Annotated in this window: 31 protein-coding genes; 29 read left to right on the top strand and 2 right to left on the bottom strand. The window is 66.0% G+C overall.

Going from position 1 to position 18,135, the window contains the following annotated elements:
* The first annotated feature begins 131 nt into the window (after positions 1–131).
* From E3O65_RS05265 to E3O65_RS05355, 22 genes are all read left to right on the top strand, one after another.
* On the top strand, positions 132–455 hold the full coding sequence (locus E3O65_RS05265; RefSeq protein ID WP_134362689.1) for a hypothetical protein: 324 nt from the start codon (positions 132–134) through the stop codon (positions 453–455).
* The gene (locus E3O65_RS05270; RefSeq protein ID WP_134362690.1) at positions 452–673 is read left to right on the top strand and encodes a hypothetical protein; all 222 of its coding nucleotides are present in this window, start codon (positions 452–454) and stop codon (positions 671–673) included. Before E3O65_RS05265 ends, E3O65_RS05270 begins: the two co-directional genes overlap by 4 nt.
* Entirely contained in the window at positions 670–822 is a 153-nt protein-coding gene (locus tag E3O65_RS16610) for a hypothetical protein (RefSeq protein WP_166785658.1), read from the top strand. The genes E3O65_RS05270 and E3O65_RS16610 overlap by 4 nt, the downstream gene beginning before the upstream one ends.
* Positions 819–1,058 (top strand): hypothetical protein, encoded by a 240-nt coding sequence (locus tag E3O65_RS05275; RefSeq protein WP_134362691.1) that lies wholly within the window; start codon positions 819–821, stop codon positions 1,056–1,058. The genes E3O65_RS16610 and E3O65_RS05275 overlap by 4 nt, the downstream gene beginning before the upstream one ends.
* Complete coding sequence (locus E3O65_RS05280) at positions 1,052–1,297, top strand: hypothetical protein (protein WP_134362692.1); 246 nt, start codon at positions 1,052–1,054, stop codon at positions 1,295–1,297. Before E3O65_RS05275 ends, E3O65_RS05280 begins: the two co-directional genes overlap by 7 nt.
* Entirely contained in the window at positions 1,294–2,550 is a 1,257-nt protein-coding gene (locus tag E3O65_RS05285) for an AAA family ATPase (RefSeq protein WP_134362693.1), read from the top strand. The genes E3O65_RS05280 and E3O65_RS05285 overlap by 4 nt, the downstream gene beginning before the upstream one ends.
* Positions 2,547–2,711, top strand: coding sequence for a hypothetical protein (locus E3O65_RS16615; protein ID WP_166785659.1), 165 nt, complete (start codon positions 2,547–2,549; stop codon positions 2,709–2,711). The genes E3O65_RS05285 and E3O65_RS16615 overlap by 4 nt, the downstream gene beginning before the upstream one ends.
* A complete protein-coding gene (locus tag E3O65_RS05290) occupies positions 2,708–3,298 on the top strand; it encodes a crossover junction endodeoxyribonuclease RuvC (protein WP_134362694.1) in 591 nt (196 codons plus the stop codon). Before E3O65_RS16615 ends, E3O65_RS05290 begins: the two co-directional genes overlap by 4 nt.
* Complete coding sequence (locus E3O65_RS05295) at positions 3,295–3,885, top strand: PDDEXK family nuclease (RefSeq protein ID WP_134362695.1); 591 nt, start codon at positions 3,295–3,297, stop codon at positions 3,883–3,885. The genes E3O65_RS05290 and E3O65_RS05295 overlap by 4 nt, the downstream gene beginning before the upstream one ends.
* A complete protein-coding gene (locus E3O65_RS05300) occupies positions 3,885–4,811 on the top strand; it encodes a hypothetical protein (protein WP_134362696.1) in 927 nt (308 codons plus the stop codon). Before E3O65_RS05295 ends, E3O65_RS05300 begins: the two co-directional genes overlap by 1 nt.
* Positions 4,804–5,223, top strand: a complete 420-nt coding sequence (locus E3O65_RS05305) for a hypothetical protein (protein ID WP_134362697.1) — start codon at positions 4,804–4,806, stop codon at positions 5,221–5,223. Before E3O65_RS05300 ends, E3O65_RS05305 begins: the two co-directional genes overlap by 8 nt.
* Positions 5,220–5,663 (top strand): hypothetical protein, encoded by a 444-nt coding sequence (locus E3O65_RS05310; RefSeq protein ID WP_134362698.1) that lies wholly within the window; start codon positions 5,220–5,222, stop codon positions 5,661–5,663. The genes E3O65_RS05305 and E3O65_RS05310 overlap by 4 nt, the downstream gene beginning before the upstream one ends.
* Positions 5,660–6,070, top strand: a complete 411-nt coding sequence (locus E3O65_RS05315; protein WP_134362699.1) for an HNH endonuclease — start codon at positions 5,660–5,662, stop codon at positions 6,068–6,070. Before E3O65_RS05310 ends, E3O65_RS05315 begins: the two co-directional genes overlap by 4 nt.
* The gene (locus E3O65_RS16620; protein WP_166785660.1) at positions 6,070–6,240 is read left to right on the top strand and encodes a hypothetical protein; all 171 of its coding nucleotides are present in this window, start codon (positions 6,070–6,072) and stop codon (positions 6,238–6,240) included. Before E3O65_RS05315 ends, E3O65_RS16620 begins: the two co-directional genes overlap by 1 nt.
* Positions 6,212–6,991 (top strand): hypothetical protein, encoded by a 780-nt coding sequence (locus E3O65_RS05320; RefSeq protein WP_134362700.1) that lies wholly within the window; start codon positions 6,212–6,214, stop codon positions 6,989–6,991. The genes E3O65_RS16620 and E3O65_RS05320 overlap by 29 nt, the downstream gene beginning before the upstream one ends.
* Positions 6,988–7,422, top strand: a complete 435-nt coding sequence (locus E3O65_RS05325; protein WP_134362701.1) for a hypothetical protein — start codon at positions 6,988–6,990, stop codon at positions 7,420–7,422. Before E3O65_RS05320 ends, E3O65_RS05325 begins: the two co-directional genes overlap by 4 nt.
* Positions 7,419–7,733: a hypothetical protein gene (locus E3O65_RS05330; RefSeq protein ID WP_134362702.1), complete on the top strand. Its 315-nt coding sequence runs from the start codon at positions 7,419–7,421 to the stop codon at positions 7,731–7,733. Before E3O65_RS05325 ends, E3O65_RS05330 begins: the two co-directional genes overlap by 4 nt.
* Positions 7,734–7,735: 2 nt before the next feature.
* Positions 7,736–8,170, top strand: a complete 435-nt coding sequence (locus E3O65_RS05335; protein ID WP_134362703.1) for a hypothetical protein — start codon at positions 7,736–7,738, stop codon at positions 8,168–8,170.
* A gap of 1 nt (position 8,171) precedes the next feature.
* The gene (locus tag E3O65_RS05340) at positions 8,172–8,675 is read left to right on the top strand and encodes a single-stranded DNA-binding protein (protein WP_134362704.1); all 504 of its coding nucleotides are present in this window, start codon (positions 8,172–8,174) and stop codon (positions 8,673–8,675) included.
* Between the two features lie 63 nt (positions 8,676–8,738).
* The gene (locus tag E3O65_RS05345; RefSeq protein WP_134362705.1) at positions 8,739–9,602 is read left to right on the top strand and encodes a DNA adenine methylase; all 864 of its coding nucleotides are present in this window, start codon (positions 8,739–8,741) and stop codon (positions 9,600–9,602) included.
* Positions 9,599–10,075, top strand: coding sequence for a hypothetical protein (locus E3O65_RS05350; protein WP_134362706.1), 477 nt, complete (start codon positions 9,599–9,601; stop codon positions 10,073–10,075). Before E3O65_RS05345 ends, E3O65_RS05350 begins: the two co-directional genes overlap by 4 nt.
* Positions 10,072–10,680: a DUF6349 family protein gene (locus E3O65_RS05355; RefSeq protein ID WP_134362707.1), complete on the top strand. Its 609-nt coding sequence runs from the start codon at positions 10,072–10,074 to the stop codon at positions 10,678–10,680. Before E3O65_RS05350 ends, E3O65_RS05355 begins: the two co-directional genes overlap by 4 nt.
* A 5-nt stretch (positions 10,681–10,685) precedes the next feature.
* On the opposite strand, the gene E3O65_RS05360 is transcribed toward E3O65_RS05355, so the two are convergent.
* On the bottom strand, positions 10,686–10,964 hold the full coding sequence (locus tag E3O65_RS05360; RefSeq protein WP_134362708.1) for a hypothetical protein: 279 nt from the start codon (positions 10,962–10,964) through the stop codon (positions 10,686–10,688).
* 152 nt (positions 10,965–11,116) lie between these two features.
* On the opposite strand from E3O65_RS05360, the gene E3O65_RS05365 reads away from it, so the two are divergent.
* The 3 genes from E3O65_RS05365 (at position 11,117) to E3O65_RS05375 (ending at position 12,536) form a co-directional block, all read left to right on the top strand.
* Entirely contained in the window at positions 11,117–11,572 is a 456-nt protein-coding gene (locus E3O65_RS05365; protein ID WP_134362709.1) for a hypothetical protein, read from the top strand.
* Between the two features lie 143 nt (positions 11,573–11,715).
* Positions 11,716–12,318: a hypothetical protein gene (locus E3O65_RS05370; RefSeq protein ID WP_134362710.1), complete on the top strand. Its 603-nt coding sequence runs from the start codon at positions 11,716–11,718 to the stop codon at positions 12,316–12,318.
* Complete coding sequence (locus E3O65_RS05375; RefSeq protein WP_134362711.1) at positions 12,315–12,536, top strand: hypothetical protein; 222 nt, start codon at positions 12,315–12,317, stop codon at positions 12,534–12,536. The genes E3O65_RS05370 and E3O65_RS05375 overlap by 4 nt, the downstream gene beginning before the upstream one ends.
* Before the next feature lie 304 nt (positions 12,537–12,840).
* Here the strand turns inward: E3O65_RS05375 and E3O65_RS05380 are convergent, their stop codons facing one another.
* The gene (locus tag E3O65_RS05380; RefSeq protein WP_134362712.1) at positions 12,841–13,344 is read right to left on the bottom strand and encodes a hypothetical protein; all 504 of its coding nucleotides are present in this window, start codon (positions 13,342–13,344) and stop codon (positions 12,841–12,843) included.
* Between the two features lie 145 nt (positions 13,345–13,489).
* Here E3O65_RS05380 and E3O65_RS05385 point away from each other — a divergent pair, with 145 nt between their 5' ends.
* Genes E3O65_RS05385 through E3O65_RS05400 form a run of 4 tightly spaced genes read left to right on the top strand, consistent with a single transcriptional unit; the run spans position 13,490 to position 18,104 of the window.
* Entirely contained in the window at positions 13,490–13,990 is a 501-nt protein-coding gene (locus tag E3O65_RS05385) for a terminase gpP N-terminus-related DNA-binding protein (RefSeq protein ID WP_134362713.1), read from the top strand.
* Complete coding sequence (locus E3O65_RS05390; RefSeq protein ID WP_134362714.1) at positions 13,977–15,269, top strand: PBSX family phage terminase large subunit; 1,293 nt, start codon at positions 13,977–13,979, stop codon at positions 15,267–15,269. Before E3O65_RS05385 ends, E3O65_RS05390 begins: the two co-directional genes overlap by 14 nt.
* A gap of 8 nt (positions 15,270–15,277) precedes the next feature.
* Complete coding sequence (locus E3O65_RS05395) at positions 15,278–16,876, top strand: capsid protein (protein ID WP_134362715.1); 1,599 nt, start codon at positions 15,278–15,280, stop codon at positions 16,874–16,876.
* Between the two features lie 10 nt (positions 16,877–16,886).
* Positions 16,887–18,104, top strand: a complete 1,218-nt coding sequence (locus tag E3O65_RS05400) for a phage minor capsid protein (RefSeq protein ID WP_134362716.1) — start codon at positions 16,887–16,889, stop codon at positions 18,102–18,104.
* Positions 18,105–18,135 lie beyond the last annotated feature (31 nt).

Consider the following 18,135-nt stretch of genomic DNA (forward strand, 5'->3'; position numbering starts at 1 on the left):
CCACTCAGCGGCGAGCCCTTCGAGGGTCGTCCGGGTGTGCAGTCCCGGCGTCGCACTCAACCACCACTCACGAAAAAGGGGCCAGCCGCACGAACGGATGGCCCCACACCACGCACCACGAAAGGAACGCAATGGCAACTGTACCCACCATCACCGGGAACGACACGGTGAGAGCCCGACCCGCCGACCCGCTCACCTCTCACGCCGCAGCAGACAGCAACGAGAACCGCCTCCTGGTCAAGGCCATCGTGCTCCGACTCATCACCGACCGGCCCATGACGGATCACGAACTGACCACCGCCTACTTCCAGCAGCCCGACTACGTGGTGGCCGACTTCGACAGCCCCCGCAAGCGCCGGTCTGGACTGACCAAGGACGATGCGATCGTGTGGACCGGCGAGAAGCGCGCCGGCCGCACGAAGCGTCAGGTCAACGTCTGGGGCGTGGCCGCATGAGCCGCCGACGCAGCACGTGGATCGCAGAAGATCCCAACCCCGAACTGTCCCAGCTCGACTACTGGGACATGCCCAACACTGACTACACCCCGTCGGCGCCGATCCCTGAGACCGACTTCCGGGCGGCCGCGATCATCATGGCCGCCTCATTGAGCGCGTGCGTCATCGTCATCACGGTGGCCCTGGTCGCCTCGATCCTGGGTGTGTGGCGGGCATGAGCGCCGTCTGGTGCGAGAACGCCGCCCACGTGAACGTTCACCCGCTGGTCGATGAGTGCATCTGGCCCCACGAGGTGGCACCGAGCGGGGCTGCCCCGTCGATGACGGCCGCCGAAACCCTCGACCCCCGCCAGGCGGTGACCTCGTGACCGTCCTCCTGTCCGGCAAGCCGAAGCCGCGCCCGCCGCTGAAGGTCGGCGACCGAGTGCGCCTCTACAAGCCGCGCCACGACATCGGCCCGGACGGGTTCGGCTGGATCCTCCACATTCTCGACGGCGGCGTTCAGATCGCACACGTCCAAGCCGACGACGGCAGGCCTGACCCGCTGCCTGAATGGACCCGCGAGACGGTGCGGTTCGCTGAAGTGCAGGTCCACCCGTGCTGAACATCAAGACCGCCGCCATGCTGGCCGCCCGGTTCGCGCTCACCCTGTTCAGGCTCATCGGCCGTCTGCTCACCCCCGAGCGGGTCGCCCGCCTCGTCATCATCCTGTTCGTCCTCGGCTGCCTGTGGGTCTTCACCGGCGCCGCTTTCCTCTGGTCCATCCCATTCACCCTCTTCGGCCTGGTCCTCTGCGTCCCCGCCGTCATCGTCGTATCACTCCCGAAAGGCAACACACCATGACCCAGCAGAACATCGAGAAGATCACCGTCACCGACTTCATGGGCATCGAGGGGACGATCGAACTCTTCCCCACGGGCAGCCTGCAGATCATCGCCGGGCCCAACGGTTCCGGCAAGTCCAGCTTCATCCACGCACTCGAGGAGTGCTTCGACCCGCAGGGCACCCGGCTCATCCCGAACCCGGTGAACAACAAGGCCAACCGCGCCCGGGTCGAGATCCTGCTCACCGATGGCCGCATCGTCCGCGAGTACCCGAAGGACGGGCCGGGCGTACTCAGCGCCTACGCCCTCGACGGGGCCAAGTACCCCAGCGGGAAAGAGTTCGTCGCCGACATCACGGGCGGCGTGCTGTTCGACCCGAACGACTTCGTGAAGCTCAGCGACAAGGAGCAGCGCCAGATGCTGCTGTCGAAGGTGACGCTCCCGTTCGACCTCGCCGAGATCGACGCCAAGCGGAAAGGGTTCTTTGATTCCCGCACGGATGTCACGCGCAAGAAGGGCGAGGCAGCCGCGAGACTCAAAGGTGCGGCGCCGGCCGACGCGACCGTGCCCACCGAGGAGGTGTCGGCCGGGGCGCTCGTCAAGGAGCTCGACGCGATCCGCGAGCACAATGCCGAGGTCGACCAGAAGGCGGCCGCGTGCGCTGCCGCCGCCGACTCCCTTGCCGAGATCACCGAGCGCGGCAAGGAACTCGCCGCGGCGCTCGCTCAGGCCAAGGCGGACTACAAGACGGCCGCCGACCTCGCCGCTGATCTCGCCGATGCAGCCGAGGCCGCCAAGCGCAAGTCGCCCGACGCCGTCACCGAGCAGCTCGCCAGCATCGACGAGACAAATGCCAAGGTGCGCGCCCAGGCTGCCCGGGCCGCCATTGCCGCAGAGCTCGCCGACCGCACCGCCGAGGAGGCCGCGCTGAACGCGAGCATGGCCGACATCGACAAGACGAAGGCTGACGGTCTTGCCGCCGCTGACTTCCCCGCAGGGCTGAGCCTCGGTGACGACTCGATCCTCTTCGATGGGGTGCCGTTCAAGCAGCTCAACACGGCCCGTCAGGACTCGATCGCGTTCGACCTGGCAACGAGCGGCGACCCGAAGCTGAAGATCGTGGTCATGAAGTCGGGGAACGACCTCGACGACGTGAGCCTCGCCGAGGTTCGGAAGCTCGCGGAGGAGCGCGGCTACTTCGTGGTCATGGAGCGCATCAGTGGTACGTCCGAGTCGGTCGGTTTCAGCGTCCAGATTCCGGTGTCCGCATGAACTTCACCGACCTCGCCATCGAGCACCTCAGGGAAGCCGAGCAGATCAGCAACGCCGCACTCAGGGCCGAGCACCTCGCCAAGGCTCAGGTGTACGCGCTGCTCGTCAACGCGGAAGCCCTCGACGAGAACACCGCAGCGCTCCAGGGGCGCGGGCTGTGAGCGCCCTCGGCAGCATCGACGGGCTCACCGCTGCAATCCACGCAGCACCCGAGCGGCGCGACTGGGTGATCGGCCTCGACCTGTCCCTCACCGGCACCGGCTGGGCCATCTACGGCACGGACGGATTCAGGACCGGCCTCATCAAGTCCACCGGCAAGAAGGGTACCAGCCTCCTCGAGCGCTGGTGCCGCCTCTACGACATCACTGTGCAAATCATGGAGGTCGTGCCCCGCGGTGCGCTCGTCGTCATCGAGCAGCCCGCCTACTCCCAGACGGGCGGTTCGCACCATGACCGCTCGGGCCTCTGGTGGATGGTCGTCCAGGACGCCATGCAAGCCCGGCACAACGTGGTCGAGGTCACACCGGGCGGGCTCAAGAAGTATGCCACGGGCAAGGGCAACGCATCGAAGGATCAGGTTCTCGCCTCCGTCGTGAAGCGGTACGCCAACGCCGACGTGACAGACAACAACGTCGCCGACGCTGTGGTGCTCGCCGCGATGGGGGCGCGCAGCCTGGGCGTGATCACGGAGGCGGCGCTGCCGGTGCTGAATCGGGCGGCGATGGATGCCGTGAGGTGGGCCGCGTGACCTACCTCGACCGGATCCTCGCAGACTCGACAGACCGGGAGGCGTGGCTGCTCGCCCGTGAGCCGATCGTCGGCGCATCGGACGCAGCCAAGCTCGCCCGTCCCGAGTCCATCGACGTCTACACGGCGGCCAAGCTCAAACGCTCCACCTTCAGCGGCAACCGGTTCACCGAGTCGGGGAACCTCTGGGAGCCGCTCATGCTCGCCTGGGCGGGCATCCCGCAGAACACTCTCCTGATCCACGCCGAGAGTATCCCCGGCCTCGCAGCCACCCCAGACGGGCTGCTCGTCACCCCTGCAGGCATCGTGCTCGCCGAGGTGAAGGCCAAACACGACCGCATCGTCTACGGGCCCACCCCCGGCGAACTCAGGCAGGTCGCATTCCAGCAGTACTGCGTCGGCCCCGAAGTCCTGTACACCGACTTCATCTGGGCCGAGATCGTCAACGGCGAGATGCGCACCGAGGATCCCAAGAGCCTGCGCATCTACCCCGCCGACGTCGCCGACGTGCTCGCCGGGCTGCTGCCGATCGCAATTGAACTATCCGCGCGGATCACCGCCGCGCTCGAATTTGAAAGAGGTATGTGATGAGCAAGGAAATCACCCAGTACGAGGCCGCGGGCCTCGACGAGAAGATGCGCTACGTGCAGACGCTCTCCTCGGCGGGCGAACTGATCCCCAGGGGTTTGCACGCCGCCGGCAAGCCGTCACCTGGCAAGGTTTTGCTCGTCTGCGAGACGGGCGCGATGCTCGGCATTCACCCGATGGCAGCAATCGCGGGCATCAACGTGATCGAGGGCAGGGCCACAATCTCCCCGGCGCTGATGTCCGGGCTGATCCGCAAGGCGGGACACAAGCTGCGCGTGTCCACCGCGGGCACCGTCGAGGGCGGCGACTTCGTGGCCACGGCCCGGCTCACCCGATCCGATGACCCCGACTTCACCTACGAGGTGTCGTGGACTCCCGCCCGCGCCGCCCGCGCTGGCCTCTGCAAGTACGAGCAACAGCAGGGGAAGTGGGCGGTCAATGCTCGCTCGAAGAGTGGCAGTGCGCTCCCCTGGGAGTCATACACGGAGGCGCTGTGCAAGGCGCGTGCGATCGGCGAGGTTGCCCGGGAGGGTGCTGAAGATTGTCTGATGGGTGTCCAGTACACCCCGGAGGAGATGGGCGCGCTCGTCAGCGAGGGCGGCGAGATGGTCGCCACCGTCGACAAGCCCGAGCCAACCGAGGACTGGGCGGCACTCGTGGCCGCTGTGACCACACTCGCCGAGCTCAAGGAGATCAGGGACCGGGCCAACGCCGCCGACGAGTACGCGGCCAACCGGGCGCTGTTCCTGGCCCGCAGCGGGGAGATCAGCCGGGGCGAGGAAACGGCCCCCGCCGAAGCGGCGCCGGATGAGAACATCGTCGACGCCGAGGTGGTCGACGACGAGCCGGCCACCGAGGAGACGGAGGCGGAGCGTTACGAGCGCGAGAGCGCCGCCGAGTTCGAAGCGCAGGCCACCGATGGTTGAGTTCACGAACCAGCAGTCAGGGGAAGTCTCCACCATCCCCGACGCTGACCTGGTCAATTATCAGCCGGTCGGCCCCCTCGAGCTGGAGCAGCTGATCCGCGAGGTGGGCGACCGCCTCGAGAACGCCGTCCCGATCATCAAGGAACTCTGGGCCAGACGGTACGCCGCCGAGCGCGAGTTCATCTCGGCGCGGGCCAAGGCGCTCATGCGGTCGAGCGAACGCAGCGTCACCCGGCAGCGGGCGGAAGCTGACCTTGCCACCATGCAGCAGAAGAACGACTTCGACGACGCCAAGGAGATCTTGCACGCCGCCGAGGAACTGCAGAAGGCGCTGACCTCGAAGCTCTACGGGTTCTTGAATCTGAACAAGGTCCAGTCGGCCGCGTACATGGCCGGGGGGTTCCAGCGGTGAGCTACTACACACTGGGGCTATCCGCTCAGGCCATTGCTGGCAGCGGGACCGATCACCCATGGGACCCGGGCGACCTGCGCCGATGCATCGACTACTGCTCCGGACGCCTGACCACGGAGCAGCTGCGCACCCGCATGGCTGGCCGGTCGATCTCCTGGGATCGCCTGCTGCCCGAGTGGGACAAGCTGGTCGCGCTTCTGCAGATCGAGATGGACACGGCGACCAATGGCAGAGCGCCGCGAACCTACGCAGAGATGCGGCGCGTTCTGGATGGTGGCGTGAAGTGCGCCACTTGCGACGGAAGTGGTCGCGGCGATACCTGCGTCAAGTGCAACGGCACCGGGCATAGGTGCGGCGGAACATGCCGAGCCGTCGACTGCCATAGCGGGGCTGCTCTCTGCTCGGCCTGCCGAGGCAATGGCTACACGGTGGACGCATGATCTGCCCGAAGGTCCCGAAGCCCTCCAAGGCTGACGAGGCCGACGCCTACGAGCTCGCCACGCTCCGCGACCGCGACACGTGCCAGCGCTGCCGTGCAGGGTGCGGCCCGTCGAACCGGGACCACCGCAAGAACCGGTCCCAGGGCGGGCAGACAACGACCGCGAACCTGCAGATCCTCGGGGGCACCGGGACGCTCGGCTGTCACGGCTGGGCGACATCGCACCCGGCCGAGGCGATCGCAGAGGGCTGGGCGGTCCCTGGCTGGGCTGTCCCCGCTGAGTGGCCGGCTCGCCGCTGGGTGTCCGGGGTCCTGTCGTGGGTGCTGCTGGATGACGTGGGCGGCTGGGTGGTCATCACCGAGGCCGAGTCGGCACGGCGGCGCAGCGGCGACGGGGTCATCTACTGATGGCCCTCGACAAGAAGGCGCTACTCGCGCACATCAAGAAGAAGGCCGAGCACCCCAAGCTCATCGTCTACGCGGTCCTAACCGGGCTGGCGACGGCGATCGAGCGGGGCGACTTCGACGAGAAGGAAGGAGGAAAACCAAGTGGCAAGAGGCAGAGTCATCACCCCTGACTTCTGGACCGACGGCAATATGATCCGGCTCTCGCCGTTTGCGCGGCTGTTCTACATCGGTTTGTGGAACTTCGCGTACTGCGACAAGGGCCACCTGCCCGACGACGCGCTGGGCCTGAAGCTCAAGATCCTGCCTGCCGACCCGGTGGACGCCGACGAGCTCCTGGCCGAGGTCATGCGCAACGGGCGTGTGTCCCGTGTCGAGGCTGAGGGCAAGACGTATCTGTGGATGCCGTCGTTCGGGCCGTGGCAGAAAACAGACCCGCGATGGAAGACCCGCTGCCCCGCCTGCGCTCATCAGGACTCACTGATACTCACTAAAACTCCGGTGAGTTACGCCGAGTCTCACCAGAGCTCAGCGTTAAGAGAAGAGAACCAGAGAGAAGAGAAGAGAACCGTAATAACACACGCTCTGCCGAGCGCGGAGAGTGTGTTCGATGCCGCCTATCTTCACTGGCCGAAGAAGGTCGAGCGGAAAGCGGCCCTCGAGAAGTTCAAGGCAGCGGCCAAGCGGATCGACTCCGAGGCACTGGCCGCTCATATCGTCCGATTCGGTGACGCCTATGCGGCGACCACCGATAAGCGATTCACCCCCGCGCTGGGTGTGTGGATCGGTCACGAGCGATGGACGGACGAACTGCCTTCCGCGCAGCAGGGCGAGCGCAAGCCGACGCGCACCGATCAGAACCTCGACTTCGTGGCGCAACTGGCCCGCGAGCAGGCGCAGCAGCAGAGAGGACTCACAGCATGAACATCGTCCAAGTCGGGCAGATCCTGACAATCGCCAGCGGGTTCGACCGGTTCATCACCGTGGACCGGGTGACCACGAGCGCGTGGCATCTCGTCCTCGAGCAGGTCGACTTCGAGGAAGCCAAGGCTGCAACGCTCGCCCACTTCGTCGGGCCGCTCGCCAAGGAGACGTTCAGTGTCCGGCACATTCTGGCGTCGGTCGCTGACTCTGGCCGGAACACGGCGGCAGCGATCGAGGCTGACGTGCGCTCGGCGAAGGCTCGCGGGCTGATCGAGAAGTCCTGGCCGGCACGGGAGCGCCTGCCTGAGCGGGCACGTGAGGCGCTGTTCAACCTGCGCGAGATCGAGCGCCGGGCTGCTGCTGAACGGTTTGCCCTCGACCAGGGGCCCGGGTCGCCGGTCGACGTCGGCACGGTCGGGCGGCGCGCATGAGCGTGCAGCTCCCGGTGAACGTCACCGACGAGCAGTACCGGGCGCTGCTGAAGATCGCCAGCAAGCGAAGCGTCCAGGCGCACCACCTGGTCGAGCAGCTGGTCACGCACGCGCTGAAGCCCGCCCCGGCGCCGGTCACCATCGTGCAGATGCTCGATGACATTCGGCGGTTGCACGGGCTCGGCAAGAACGACCGGCAGATCGCGGAGAACCTCGGCGTGAAGCAGGGCCGAGTGAGCTACCAACGCAACCAAATGCACCTCCCGGTCAACGATCCCCGCGGCCGGAAATCCCAAGAGAAAGCGCACTGAACATGACTGCGTGCGATGAGTTCACGGGCACGCGGAACGCTGGCGGCTATGGGGTTCTGACCAAGGCGGTGAACGGGTCTCGGCTGGCCCACAGGGCGGCCCTCGCCGAGAAGCTCGGCAGGCCGGTTGTCGGCATGGCTCGGCACACATGCGATAACCCGCCGTGCATCGAGCCGAGCCACCTGCTCGATGGCACGCAGGCGGAGAACGTTGCCGACGCCGTGGCGCGCGGTCGAACACGCGGCGGCCGCTATAACCAGGCCGAATGCATCAACGGGCACGCGCTCGTCGATGGCAACGTCCGCATCAAGCTGCGGCACGACGGGTACACCGAGAGGCTGTGCCTGGAATGCCGCCGAATCAACAGCACGAAGCAGTCCGAGCGGCGCAAGGCGGCTCGGCACGAACGCGGACTCATCCGCACAAGGAAGGCATGACATGGCCGGCGAGACGGTTTTGACAGTAATCGGAAACCTCACCTCGGACCCGGAGCTGCGGTACACGCAGAACGGTCTGGCGGTGGCGAACTTCACGATCGCCTCCACCCCCCGCAACTTCGACCGGGCCACCAGCGAGTGGAAGGACGGCGAGAGCCTGTTCCTCCGGGCCTCGGTCTGGCGTGAGTTCGCCGAGCACGTCGCCGGGTCGCTGACGAAGGGCACACGGGTCATTGCGACCGGCCGCCTGAAGCAGCGGTCCTACGAAACGAAGGAGGGCGAGAAGCGCACGTCGATGGAGCTGGAGATCGACGAGATCGGCCCCTCGCTCAAGTACGCGACCGCGCAGCTCACCCGGGCAACCTCGGGCAACTCGCCCCGCGGCGGCCAACCCCCGGCAGCCGGTGGGAACGATGAGCCTTGGGCGGCCTCGGCTCCGGCTGCGAACACGGGCGGCGATGTCTGGAACACTCCGGGCAACTTCAGCGACGAAACACCCTTCTAAGCACCACCCGCGGGGGCGGCACACGTCGCCCCCGCCCCAACAACTCAACAGAGAAGAGACACTATGAGCGACCTTCCGCGTCCTCCATTCCCGTACTTCGGCGGCAAGCAGCGAATCGCAGAGAAGATCGTGTCCCTGTTCCCGCCGCACGGGCACTATGTCGAGCCATACTGTGGCGGGCTGTCGGTGCTGATGGCTAAGCCCGCCTCGATGCTTGAAACGGTCAACGACATCGACGGCGACATTATGACGTTCTGGAGGGTGCTCCGGGAGCGGCCCGACGAGATGGAGCGGGCGTGTGCACTGACTCCGCACTCGCGCTCGGAGTCGCTGCTGTCCAAGGACCGTGACGGGCTCGACGACATCGAGCGGGCCCGCCGCGTGTGGGTGGCGCTCACACAGCGGCGCGGCGGACAACTGATGCCGACTGGCTTTCGCTACAACATCGACCCAAAGGGAACGTCACTCTCGCTGGTCAAGTACCTCGACGGGTACGTGCGCCGGATCGCCCCGGCAGTCGAGCGGCTGCGGAACGTGACCCTTGAGAATCGCCCGGCACTCGAAGTGATCGAGGCTTACGGCAAGTTCAAGGGCGCGCTGCTGTACGTCGATCCGCCGTACCCAGCGATGGTGCGCGGAACCACGAACGCCTATCGGCACGAGATGAAGAAAGACACCGAACACCGGGACATGGCTGACGCACTCAGAGAGTGCAGCGCCACGGTGATCCTGTCCGGCTACTCATCGCCCCTCTACGACGAACTGTTCCCGGACTGGTACCAGGTGAAGATCGCCGCCTACACAGGGCAGGGCAACGTCGACGCCGACTCATCGGCCAGAACCGAAGTGCTCTGGTCAAACCGCGAGCTAATCGACCCGATGCTCGACTCGCAGCAGTCATTCGACCTCGAAGGGATCGCCTCATGACCCCCCACGGAACCCCCACCGGCTACGACGAAGGATGCCGCGGGGCCAACTGCGCGCACCACCACACGCCGCTGATGACGTGCACGGAAGCTAAGACCCGGTACGCCGGTGACTGGGAGTACATGCGGGCGGTCGACAACGGCACGGCGACGACGGAGAAGGCCAGCTATGCGAAGCCGAAAGTGGCCCGGCTGGTCGCGGAGACGGCGAAGGAGAAGGCGGTGCGACCCGTGAAGGTGAAAGCGGCGCCGAAGCCGCGCAAGTCTCGGGCGCGTCCTGGTGGCCGTATCGCTAAGCCGATCAAACACGGCACCCGCTACGGGGCCGACAAGGGGTGCAAGGAAGACTGCCCGAACGCGGAAGCCGGCGGGCCGTCTTGCCAGGCGGTGCGGCGAGCACGGCAGACAGCGTACTGGCGGGCGCAGCAGGACCACGACGTGACCCCGCGGCATCAGAAGGTGACCTACGAATGAGCGGCCAACTCGGGTGGGACTTCGATGATCTGATCGAGAAGCCCGCGTATGCCGGGGCCGCCCCGCTGCACTTCACGGTGGAGGCGTTCGGCATCGACCAGCTCAACGAAGCTTTCGAGCGATACCGGGCTGACTTCGGAAACTTCAACTGCCTGGCGCTGTCGCACATGTGGCGAAGCGGCACATGGCAGGGGCTGGGCGCGACCCCGAATCACGGCATGTCGGTGTTCGCGGCGGCGCTGGGCTGCGAGGCGCACTACCGGATTTCGTGCTCGTGCGTCAGCTCCCGGGTGGTGCGCGCCGTGTGCGAGTGCGGTTGGGTGTCGACGATCCGTGAGGACGAGTCGCCCGCGGTCGAGGAGTGGCATGACCACGCCTGGCCCGGGTGGCGCGACCTGCCCGTTGTTCAGTCGCCGAACACCGCGAGCGACCGCAACAATCAGTTCCCGCGGCTGCTGACCGCCGTCGACTATCCGAAAGCGTGGATGGTTCCGGGTGCTCCGGTCATCACCGAACGCGAATACCCCGGCAGTCGGCACGTGCCCGGTTACTCCCCATGGGGCGGTTACGACATCAGTTTCACGGCGCTCGGTGCCGACCGGTGAGAGGGCTAGTCGAGGTGGGCGCCCTCAACCGGGTAGTTAATGACGGCGATCTCGCGATTGTGGAGGCCGGCGACGATCTCCGCCAATATCCCCGACAGCGCGAACACCGAGTCAGAAAGTTCGCGAATCGCCGACGCCGAGTCAGACGCTCCCTCGTATGCGCGCCTAGCTGTCGCCGCAGCGGTCTCGATATGGCTGTAGTCGACGACGATGGCGTGAGGTGCCCCGTCAACGATGCCCGCAGCAGGAACGGTACTGGGTTCGACGATCTTCAAGTTGGTCATCCCCGCACTCTATCGGTGGTGGTCGCGTGACGACCGTCCCCACCTGGCCGACTATCACGGCGGCCGCATCATCCCTGCGCAGGGTCGGCGGCGCGTATGTCTACGTGGCCGCCGCCCTCAAGCATGACCACCAAATTTTCAGAGAGGAAAGCATGACAATCACACGTGAGGCCGCAATCGCGGCGAGGATCGAAGACTGGTCGGGGCTGTTGACCCCGGTGCAGATGGCGATGGCGGCCACCAGTTTCGGCGCGGGATGGGATGCGCGGCCCGGCATCGTCGACGACCACGAGGTGTGCACGACGGATCTCGCCAGGGCAATCGCCGAGCGGGATGCATCCCGGGCCGTCAACGCGGATCTGCTCGCGGCGCAGCACCGGCTCACGGCTGACCTCGGCGCGGCCCTCGCGGTGATCAAGACGGTCGCGGATTCCGCCCGCGAAGGATTGGACGACTGCGACGACGACTGCGACATGAGCGCATTCTGGGTGCTCGAAACCCTCATGCCGCCGCCCGACCTCGCCGCCGAGCACCGGGCAGACCTCGCACGCCAGTCCGAGCACTACACCGCACAACCCATGTACAGCGATGACGGGAGCAACCAATGATCGACCCCGAGGAAATGCCCCCTTGCGCGAGAGGCTGCACATGGCCCCCCGCCGACGAGGATGAGGCAGCACGCCCCAAGCCTGCGAAACACGGGCATCTGTGCAACTCGTGCTTCTACCGGCTCACAGGGGCGCTCAAGCTCGTGCCCGACCTCATGGCCAACATGCGGGCGCAACTGTTCAGCCTCGGTGCCGCCGACTACTCCGAGAGAGTGTCCGGTGGTGGAGGTGAAGCGCCGGCGCCGCTCAACCTGGGCCCGCTCGACGCGTCCGATGCGCTGTTCGCCAAGCTGCGGTCCTGGTGTGACGTGTTCGCCGACGAGCTGCACGTCGATCCGGTCGTAGTCCCCTCGTGGGCGAACGGCAGGGAGGTGCAAGGGTCTAAGCCCGTGTCGGTGGAAGCCGCGCACCTGTACGCGTCCTGGTTGGGCGACTGGCTGCTCGACCGCCTCGAGGTCATCGCGGCCAGCACCTCGGCGGCGGCCTTTCACGATGACATCGTGATCGGCCACGAGGATGCCCGCGGGGTGAGGTCGCTCTGCAGCATGTACGGCGTCGAAGCTCGGCCCATCCGCAAAGCGGACAAGCGGGAGTGCCCGGTGTGCGGGGAGCACGAGATATTCGTGAAGCCCCCGGACCTGCTCAACGAGGACGTGGCCGTGATGTGCGGCCGCTGCATGCACGTCGTCGAGCCGGACACCAAGGCGTTCGCCAGGTACCTCGAGGCGATCGCGGAGGTGGCATGACGCAGATCGTCAACCAGGCGAACTACACGATCAAGGCCGCCGCCCTCCGGGTGAACCGCAGCACCCGGACGGTCAAGCGTTGGCTGCGCGACGGCCTCCGGTGCCGGGAGGTCGCTGGGGTTGTCGTCATCGACCACGCTGACCTGATGACCGAGTTCCGCGCCCGCATCCTGGCTAACCCGAACCGCAAGAACGGCGGCAACTCGCCGCAAGAATAGTTCACACGATGTCACCCCTTGGCACTAGGCTGTGCCTTACAGGCATTCCCCGTCCCCCACGGCGAGTGCCTTTTGCTTTGTGGAAGGAGCCCCGGACCCTCACCGGTCCGGGGCTTTCTGCATTAACGAGGCTTGCAGGGTTGGGAAGCTCTGGGGCGGTAGCTCACCGCGCGAGAAACGAGCAACAGGCACTCAGCGGCCTAGCCCAAGCAATCCTCGGGAAAAGAACGTTCCAGGATGTGCCGCACCTTTCCGGACGAGGCGTACCTGTGCGGAACCGCACCCGTAGCTCAGCGATCCATGATCACAGGGGATCCGGCACGGCTCCACCGAGTGACACCCAGTGAGCCACCAGAGCGTCGATTGGCTCGCGAGCTGAGATCTCCGCATCCGCGTCGGCCATCGCCTCAGCCAGTGACTGCTTCATGCTCTCCGCGACGCGCTCGTTGAGTTCGACGCCGGCCTGAATCCACCCGGGAGACATGTTCTCCTCAATGAACTGGTCCACTGCTTCCATCTGTGGGGAAGCCTTCGTGCGCACGGCCTCGCTCTCTCGAAAGAGCTCCCGCATCTCCGAGGGGCGCCGAACCTGCACGACATGCCCCGCATCAAGGATGACCCCAACGCTGCTTGCGATTCCGTACCTCAGCGCCACACGGACAACCTTGTCGTCCGCACTGCTGTCAGCGTCCTCCCACCAGTCGAGCAGCCCTAGGTCCTTCCCGTTTGTGCCAGCGAGGTCCAGGACGTTCTGCCCGACATTGGCGGTCCACTTCATCCGACGATTCGGCATGACGAGATACAGCATTCAGTTCACCCTTCAGCAGGCACCCGAGCACAGCGCACGGAGCCGATCACATCTTCCCAGTACCCACTGACATCCGAGGCTCTACGCCTCTCCCGCAGCCACAAGAGGTGGCGAACCGAGGTGATGACCTGTGCCGCGTTCACCAATGAACGATCAAACACGCGCTCTGGCTCGGTCGCTGTTCGTTTCGGGTCTGTCCCGTAACGAGATCGCCCGGCAGCTCGACCTTGATCCCGCGACCATCACACGCTGGGCGAAGGCCGCCGGGCTCGAATTCGACCGCTCCGCGACCGAGGCAGCCGTGAAGGCTCACACGATCGACCTCGCTGCTGCACGCATCCGCCTCGCTGAGAAGATGCTCTCCGCTTCGGAGACGATGCTCGACCAGATCGATGACGAGTACCTGGTCTACAATTTCGGCGGCAAGGACAACACGTACGAGGAACACACGCTGACCTCGGCTCCTGTCGAGGTGAAGCGCTCCATCGTCGTCACGGCCGGGATCACGTTCGACAAGCTCACCCGCATCGTCGAGAAGGACAACGGCGGCCTCGAGCAGGCGGTCGGTGTGCTCGACCAGATCGCGGACGGTTTCAAGGCTGCCGCGGAGAAGTACCGTTCCGAGACGCCCAGTGAACCTGAGTGACATTGAACGGCTGGTGTCGAAGGCTCAGATCCTCTCCATCGTGGATGCGATGGACCGGAAGTTGGCGCTCTGGTTCGGGTCGGTGTCGGCGGGCAAAACGGTAGCGTCCCTGTTCGCGTTCCTGCTGGCGATCGTCGTGGCCCCGCGAAACGGCATCATCATCATCGTGGGTGGGTCACTGCAGACGATCTACCAGAACGTGTTCGTGCTGTTTCAGAACACGGCCATCTTCGGATCGGTCATCGCCAACCAGGTCATCTACACCCCGGGCGCGACGTCGGCGACGATCCTGGGCCGCGAGGTGCTGCTCATCGGTGCGAAGGACGCCAAGGCGGTCGGACGCATCCAGGGTGCCACTGTGGCTCTCGCCTACGTCGATGAGGCGGCGCTGCTGCCCGAGGAATTCTGGAACATGCTGATCAGCCGGCTCCGTGTCGACGGCGCCCGACTCCTCGCCACCATGAACCCGGCCAGCATGAACCATTGGATCCGCAAAAAGTGGATCCTTGAGGCGGCCACGAAGAACCTCGTGTCGTTCCACTTCACGATGGACGATAACCCAAACCTGTCCGAGGAGTACAAGGCCGACATGCGCGCCTCGTTCTCCGGAGTGTTCTTCGACCGGATGATCAAGGGCGAGTGGACGAACGCCGCCGGCGCTGTCTACCCAATGTGGGACCCGAAACGCCACAGCATCCCCTTCGACCTGATGCCGCCCATGCAGGACATCCTCGGCATCGGCATGGACTACGGAACCACGAACGCCACCACGGCGCTGATGCTCGGCCTCACCGCTGAGCAGAAGCCGCGGCTGGTGCTCATGGACGAGTGGGGCTACGACTCGAAGCAGACCGGCCAGCGCCTCACGGACGCGGACCTGTCGCGCCGCTTTCGCGCCTGGCTGCCGAAGGCGCACACCCCTTACCCGTCGACTCTCCGGCCGCGGTTCATCATGCTCGACCCGGCTGCCGCATCCTTCCGGGTGCAGCTGCACAACGACCTCCAAGGTCAGGGACTTGCACCCTGGGCCGCTGACAACAGTGTCCTCGCCGGCATCGCCACCATCGGCAACGCCCTCGACAACGACCAGCTGCTCGTCACCGACCGGTGCCCGGGCTGGCAGAACGAAGTCACCGAATACCGCTGGTCCGAGAAGGCCACGAACAAGGGCGAAGACGAAGTGGTCAAGGAAGACGACCACTACCTCGACGGATCCCGCTACATCGTCCATTCGACCAAAAACATTTGGCACCACCAAGTCACAACCCACGCCGCATAGGAGGCATCATGGCGCTTCCTGCAGCCAACACCGCATGGCCCCCCGCACCTTGGGATCTCGCGTACCGTGCGTACGCGGAGAACGAGGCGTGGTATCTGGGCGACACTGACGCGCTGGAGAAGATCTACCGGCGTGCCGAGCAAGGCGACTACTCCCGCCGCGGCACCCCGATGCGGGGCGGCATCGTCGGCACTGCGTCGCGCATGTTCTGGGGCCGGCCGGTGCCTGCGGGCCAGACCCGGACGCGCCTGCACATTCCCGCGGCCGCTGACCTGTCGACCTTGTCGTCTGACCTGCTGTTCTCGGAACCGCCTGAGGTGCAGCTCGCTGTCGCCGAGGTCTCCGGGGCGTCCGCGTCAATACTGGTGGCGGGCCCGTCGAAGGAGCAGCAGCGCCTCGACCTGATCGCGAACAGCGACGCAGCACACGCCATGTTCAACACCATGGGTGAGCTGAAGTCAGCGCTCGGGGCCACGGTCATCACCTCAGCGTGGGATACCGACGTCGCCGACCACGTGTGGCTCGAATGCACTGCGGTCGACGTGGTCGTCCCCGAGTTCCGCAAGGGGAAGCTGATCGCCTGCACCATGTGGACGGAGTACCAGTCCGGGAGCGTGTTCTGGCGTCACCTGGAGCGGCACGAGCCCGGCAGGATCGAGCACGCCCTGTATCAGGGCACCGCGGACAACGTCGGCCGGCGCATCCCTCTCGAGGAGCGACCCGAGACGGCGTACCTCGCCAAGATGGTCGACGGTGACTCGGCTATCCTCACGGGCATCACTGGGCTCACCGCGTCGTACAACCTGAACATGCCAACCAGGTCGTGGCGGAAGAAGGGCGAGCTGGCATTCGCTGGCCGTTCCGACTACGCAGGCCTGCACCCCCTGTTCGACGCGCTCGACGAGTGCATGTCGTCGTGGATGCGCGACCTGAAGCTCGGCGGCGGCAAGATTCTCGTCCCCGATGCGGCGCTGCAGTCCAACGGCATCGGCGCTGGTGGTTCGTTCGACATGGGTCAAGAGGCATTCGCCGGGCTGAACATGCCGGGCGAGGTCGGCAAGCTGGCCATGGAGAAGGTGCAGTTCGACATCCGTGTCGACGAGCACGAGGCCACAGCGTTCGCCCTCTACCGTGAGATCCTCCGCGCGTCTGGGTTCTCCCAGTCCGCATGGGGTGACTACTCGTCGGGGTCTGCGCAGACAGCTACCGAGGTCAACGATCGCGACAAGGCGTCTGAGCGCACCCGGGCCAAGAAGACCCTGTACGACAAGGTTGCGATCGCTGAACAGTCAGCAGTGGCACTGGAGCTCGACGGCATCCTCTTCCCTGGGAAGGGTGGCGGATACTTCGAGAGGCCCACAGTGGTCTTCCCTGACGTGTCGCAGATCGACCCGGAGAAGCTCGCCCGCACCATCCAGCTACTCGATGCTGCTGGTGCTGCGTCCACTCGCCGCAAGGTGGAGCTGGCGAACGCGGACTGGACTGACGCCCAGGTCGACGAGGAGACAGAACGGATCCGCACGGACCGCGGGACGGTCCCTGACCCGGCAACGTTCACCGGGTTCGAGCCGATCAACCCGCCCGACCAGGAAGAGCCGACACCGTAGGGGGTAGCTCATGTCCCCGCAGTATCTGCCCGACTCGGCCGGCCTCCCCGCGAACGACCTCATTGAGGAGATGGGCGCCGAACTCGCTGCCCGGTTCGCGGGGGCGGAAGACGAACTGATCCGTCAGGTCGCCGTCCGCGCGTACCGGGACTTGGAGCTGCAGGAGATCGTGCGCACCACGACGATGAGCGATCACATGGGCGGGCTATTGTCCCGCTCGATCGCCCGGAACCGTGCCCTCGCAGAACTCGCCGCGCACCGGGCGCAGACGATCCGCGACCTGCAGTACCTGGCGGCGCAGATGGCGGGGAAGCTGAAGACGAAGCAGATGGCGCTCGACGTCATCACGCTCGCCTGGCAGGAGGGCGAGGCGGCCGCCGCTGCCCGGCTGGGCATGGCCACTTGGCTGCCCGCCACGTCAGCGATCAGCGGCACCTCCTCGCAGGCGTCGACGATGCTGACCATGGACCTCACCTCACGGCTGGAGGCCATGGCGCTGAGGATCGCCCGCTACCCACAGGACGCCTACCAGCGCATCATCTCGTTCACGGCGACGAACACTCTCCTCGGGGCGACGACGAGCTTGCGCATGCAGCAGGCCAGCGTGCAGCAGTTCCTCGCCGAGGGCATCACCGGGTTCACCGACAAGGCGGGCCGCAACTGGCGCATCGGCTCCTACGCCGAGATGGCCGGGCGCACCGCCGTGAACCGGGTATTCAACGACGCCGGCGTGTGGCGCATGCAGCAGCAGGGCGTGAACCTGGTCACCGTGCAGGGCGGCCTCGACTCCTGTTCGAAGTGTGCCCCGTGGGTGGGGAAGATCCTATCCACGGACGGCACCAGGGACGACGTCGAGGTGCAGCACGCCACGAAAGACGAACGCGTCATCGTGACGATCGCTGCGACCCTCGACGCTGCCCGCAGCGCCGGACTAATGCACCCCAACTGCAGGCACAAGGCCACCGCGTACCTCCCTGGGCTCAGCATCCCCCAGGCAGGGCAGGAGTACAGCGCGCAGGCCGAAGCAGACCGCGAGATGCAGCGCTCCATCGAGCGTGACATTCGCGCTGCCAAGCGCGCCCAGTCGATCGCCCCGGATGCCGCAGCTCGAGCGAAGGCCACCGCGAAGATCAAGGCCAAGCAGGGCCAGATACGCGAGCACCTCGCCGCCACTGGCCGCCCGCGGGCATCGTTCCGCGAGCAGCTGCACTTCGCCCAGGGCAAGTAGCCCGCATCCGCTGAGTTGACCAAATCCCCAC

The sequence above is a fragment of the Cryobacterium breve genome (assembly GCF_004402375.1).
Lineage (GTDB): Bacteria > Actinomycetota > Actinomycetes > Actinomycetales > Microbacteriaceae > Cryobacterium > Cryobacterium breve.

Excerpts from the sequence above, each read along its gene's own strand:
- E3O65_RS05265 (WP_134362689.1), top strand. The coding sequence starts at position 132 with ATGGCAACTGTACCCACCATCACCGGGAACGACACGGTGAGAGCCCGA.
- E3O65_RS05270 (WP_134362690.1), top strand. The coding sequence starts at position 452 with ATGAGCCGCCGACGCAGCACGTGGATCGCAGAAGATCCCAACCCCGAA.
- E3O65_RS16610 (WP_166785658.1), top strand. The coding sequence starts at position 670 with ATGAGCGCCGTCTGGTGCGAGAACGCCGCCCACGTGAACGTTCACCCG.
- E3O65_RS05285 (WP_134362693.1), top strand. The coding sequence starts at position 1,294 with ATGACCCAGCAGAACATCGAGAAGATCACCGTCACCGACTTCATGGGC.
- E3O65_RS16615 (WP_166785659.1), top strand. The coding sequence starts at position 2,547 with ATGAACTTCACCGACCTCGCCATCGAGCACCTCAGGGAAGCCGAGCAG.
- E3O65_RS05300 (WP_134362696.1), top strand. The coding sequence starts at position 3,885 with ATGAGCAAGGAAATCACCCAGTACGAGGCCGCGGGCCTCGACGAGAAG.
- E3O65_RS05305 (WP_134362697.1), top strand. The coding sequence starts at position 4,804 with ATGGTTGAGTTCACGAACCAGCAGTCAGGGGAAGTCTCCACCATCCCC.
- E3O65_RS05315 (WP_134362699.1), top strand. The coding sequence starts at position 5,660 with ATGATCTGCCCGAAGGTCCCGAAGCCCTCCAAGGCTGACGAGGCCGAC.
- E3O65_RS16620 (WP_166785660.1), top strand. The coding sequence starts at position 6,070 with ATGGCCCTCGACAAGAAGGCGCTACTCGCGCACATCAAGAAGAAGGCC.
- E3O65_RS05325 (WP_134362701.1), top strand. The coding sequence starts at position 6,988 with ATGAACATCGTCCAAGTCGGGCAGATCCTGACAATCGCCAGCGGGTTC.
- E3O65_RS05330 (WP_134362702.1), top strand. The coding sequence starts at position 7,419 with ATGAGCGTGCAGCTCCCGGTGAACGTCACCGACGAGCAGTACCGGGCG.
- E3O65_RS05335 (WP_134362703.1), top strand. The coding sequence starts at position 7,736 with ATGACTGCGTGCGATGAGTTCACGGGCACGCGGAACGCTGGCGGCTAT.
- E3O65_RS05340 (WP_134362704.1), top strand. The coding sequence starts at position 8,172 with ATGGCCGGCGAGACGGTTTTGACAGTAATCGGAAACCTCACCTCGGAC.
- E3O65_RS05345 (WP_134362705.1), top strand. The coding sequence starts at position 8,739 with ATGAGCGACCTTCCGCGTCCTCCATTCCCGTACTTCGGCGGCAAGCAG.
- E3O65_RS05350 (WP_134362706.1), top strand. The coding sequence starts at position 9,599 with ATGACCCCCCACGGAACCCCCACCGGCTACGACGAAGGATGCCGCGGG.
- E3O65_RS05355 (WP_134362707.1), top strand. The coding sequence starts at position 10,072 with ATGAGCGGCCAACTCGGGTGGGACTTCGATGATCTGATCGAGAAGCCC.
- E3O65_RS05360 (WP_134362708.1), bottom strand. The coding sequence starts at position 10,964 with ATGACCAACTTGAAGATCGTCGAACCCAGTACCGTTCCTGCTGCGGGC.
- E3O65_RS05365 (WP_134362709.1), top strand. The coding sequence starts at position 11,117 with ATGACAATCACACGTGAGGCCGCAATCGCGGCGAGGATCGAAGACTGG.
- E3O65_RS05375 (WP_134362711.1), top strand. The coding sequence starts at position 12,315 with ATGACGCAGATCGTCAACCAGGCGAACTACACGATCAAGGCCGCCGCC.
- E3O65_RS05380 (WP_134362712.1), bottom strand. The coding sequence starts at position 13,344 with ATGCTGTATCTCGTCATGCCGAATCGTCGGATGAAGTGGACCGCCAAT.
- E3O65_RS05385 (WP_134362713.1), top strand. The coding sequence starts at position 13,490 with ATGAACGATCAAACACGCGCTCTGGCTCGGTCGCTGTTCGTTTCGGGT.
- E3O65_RS05395 (WP_134362715.1), top strand. The coding sequence starts at position 15,278 with ATGGCGCTTCCTGCAGCCAACACCGCATGGCCCCCCGCACCTTGGGAT.
- E3O65_RS05400 (WP_134362716.1), top strand. The coding sequence starts at position 16,887 with ATGTCCCCGCAGTATCTGCCCGACTCGGCCGGCCTCCCCGCGAACGAC.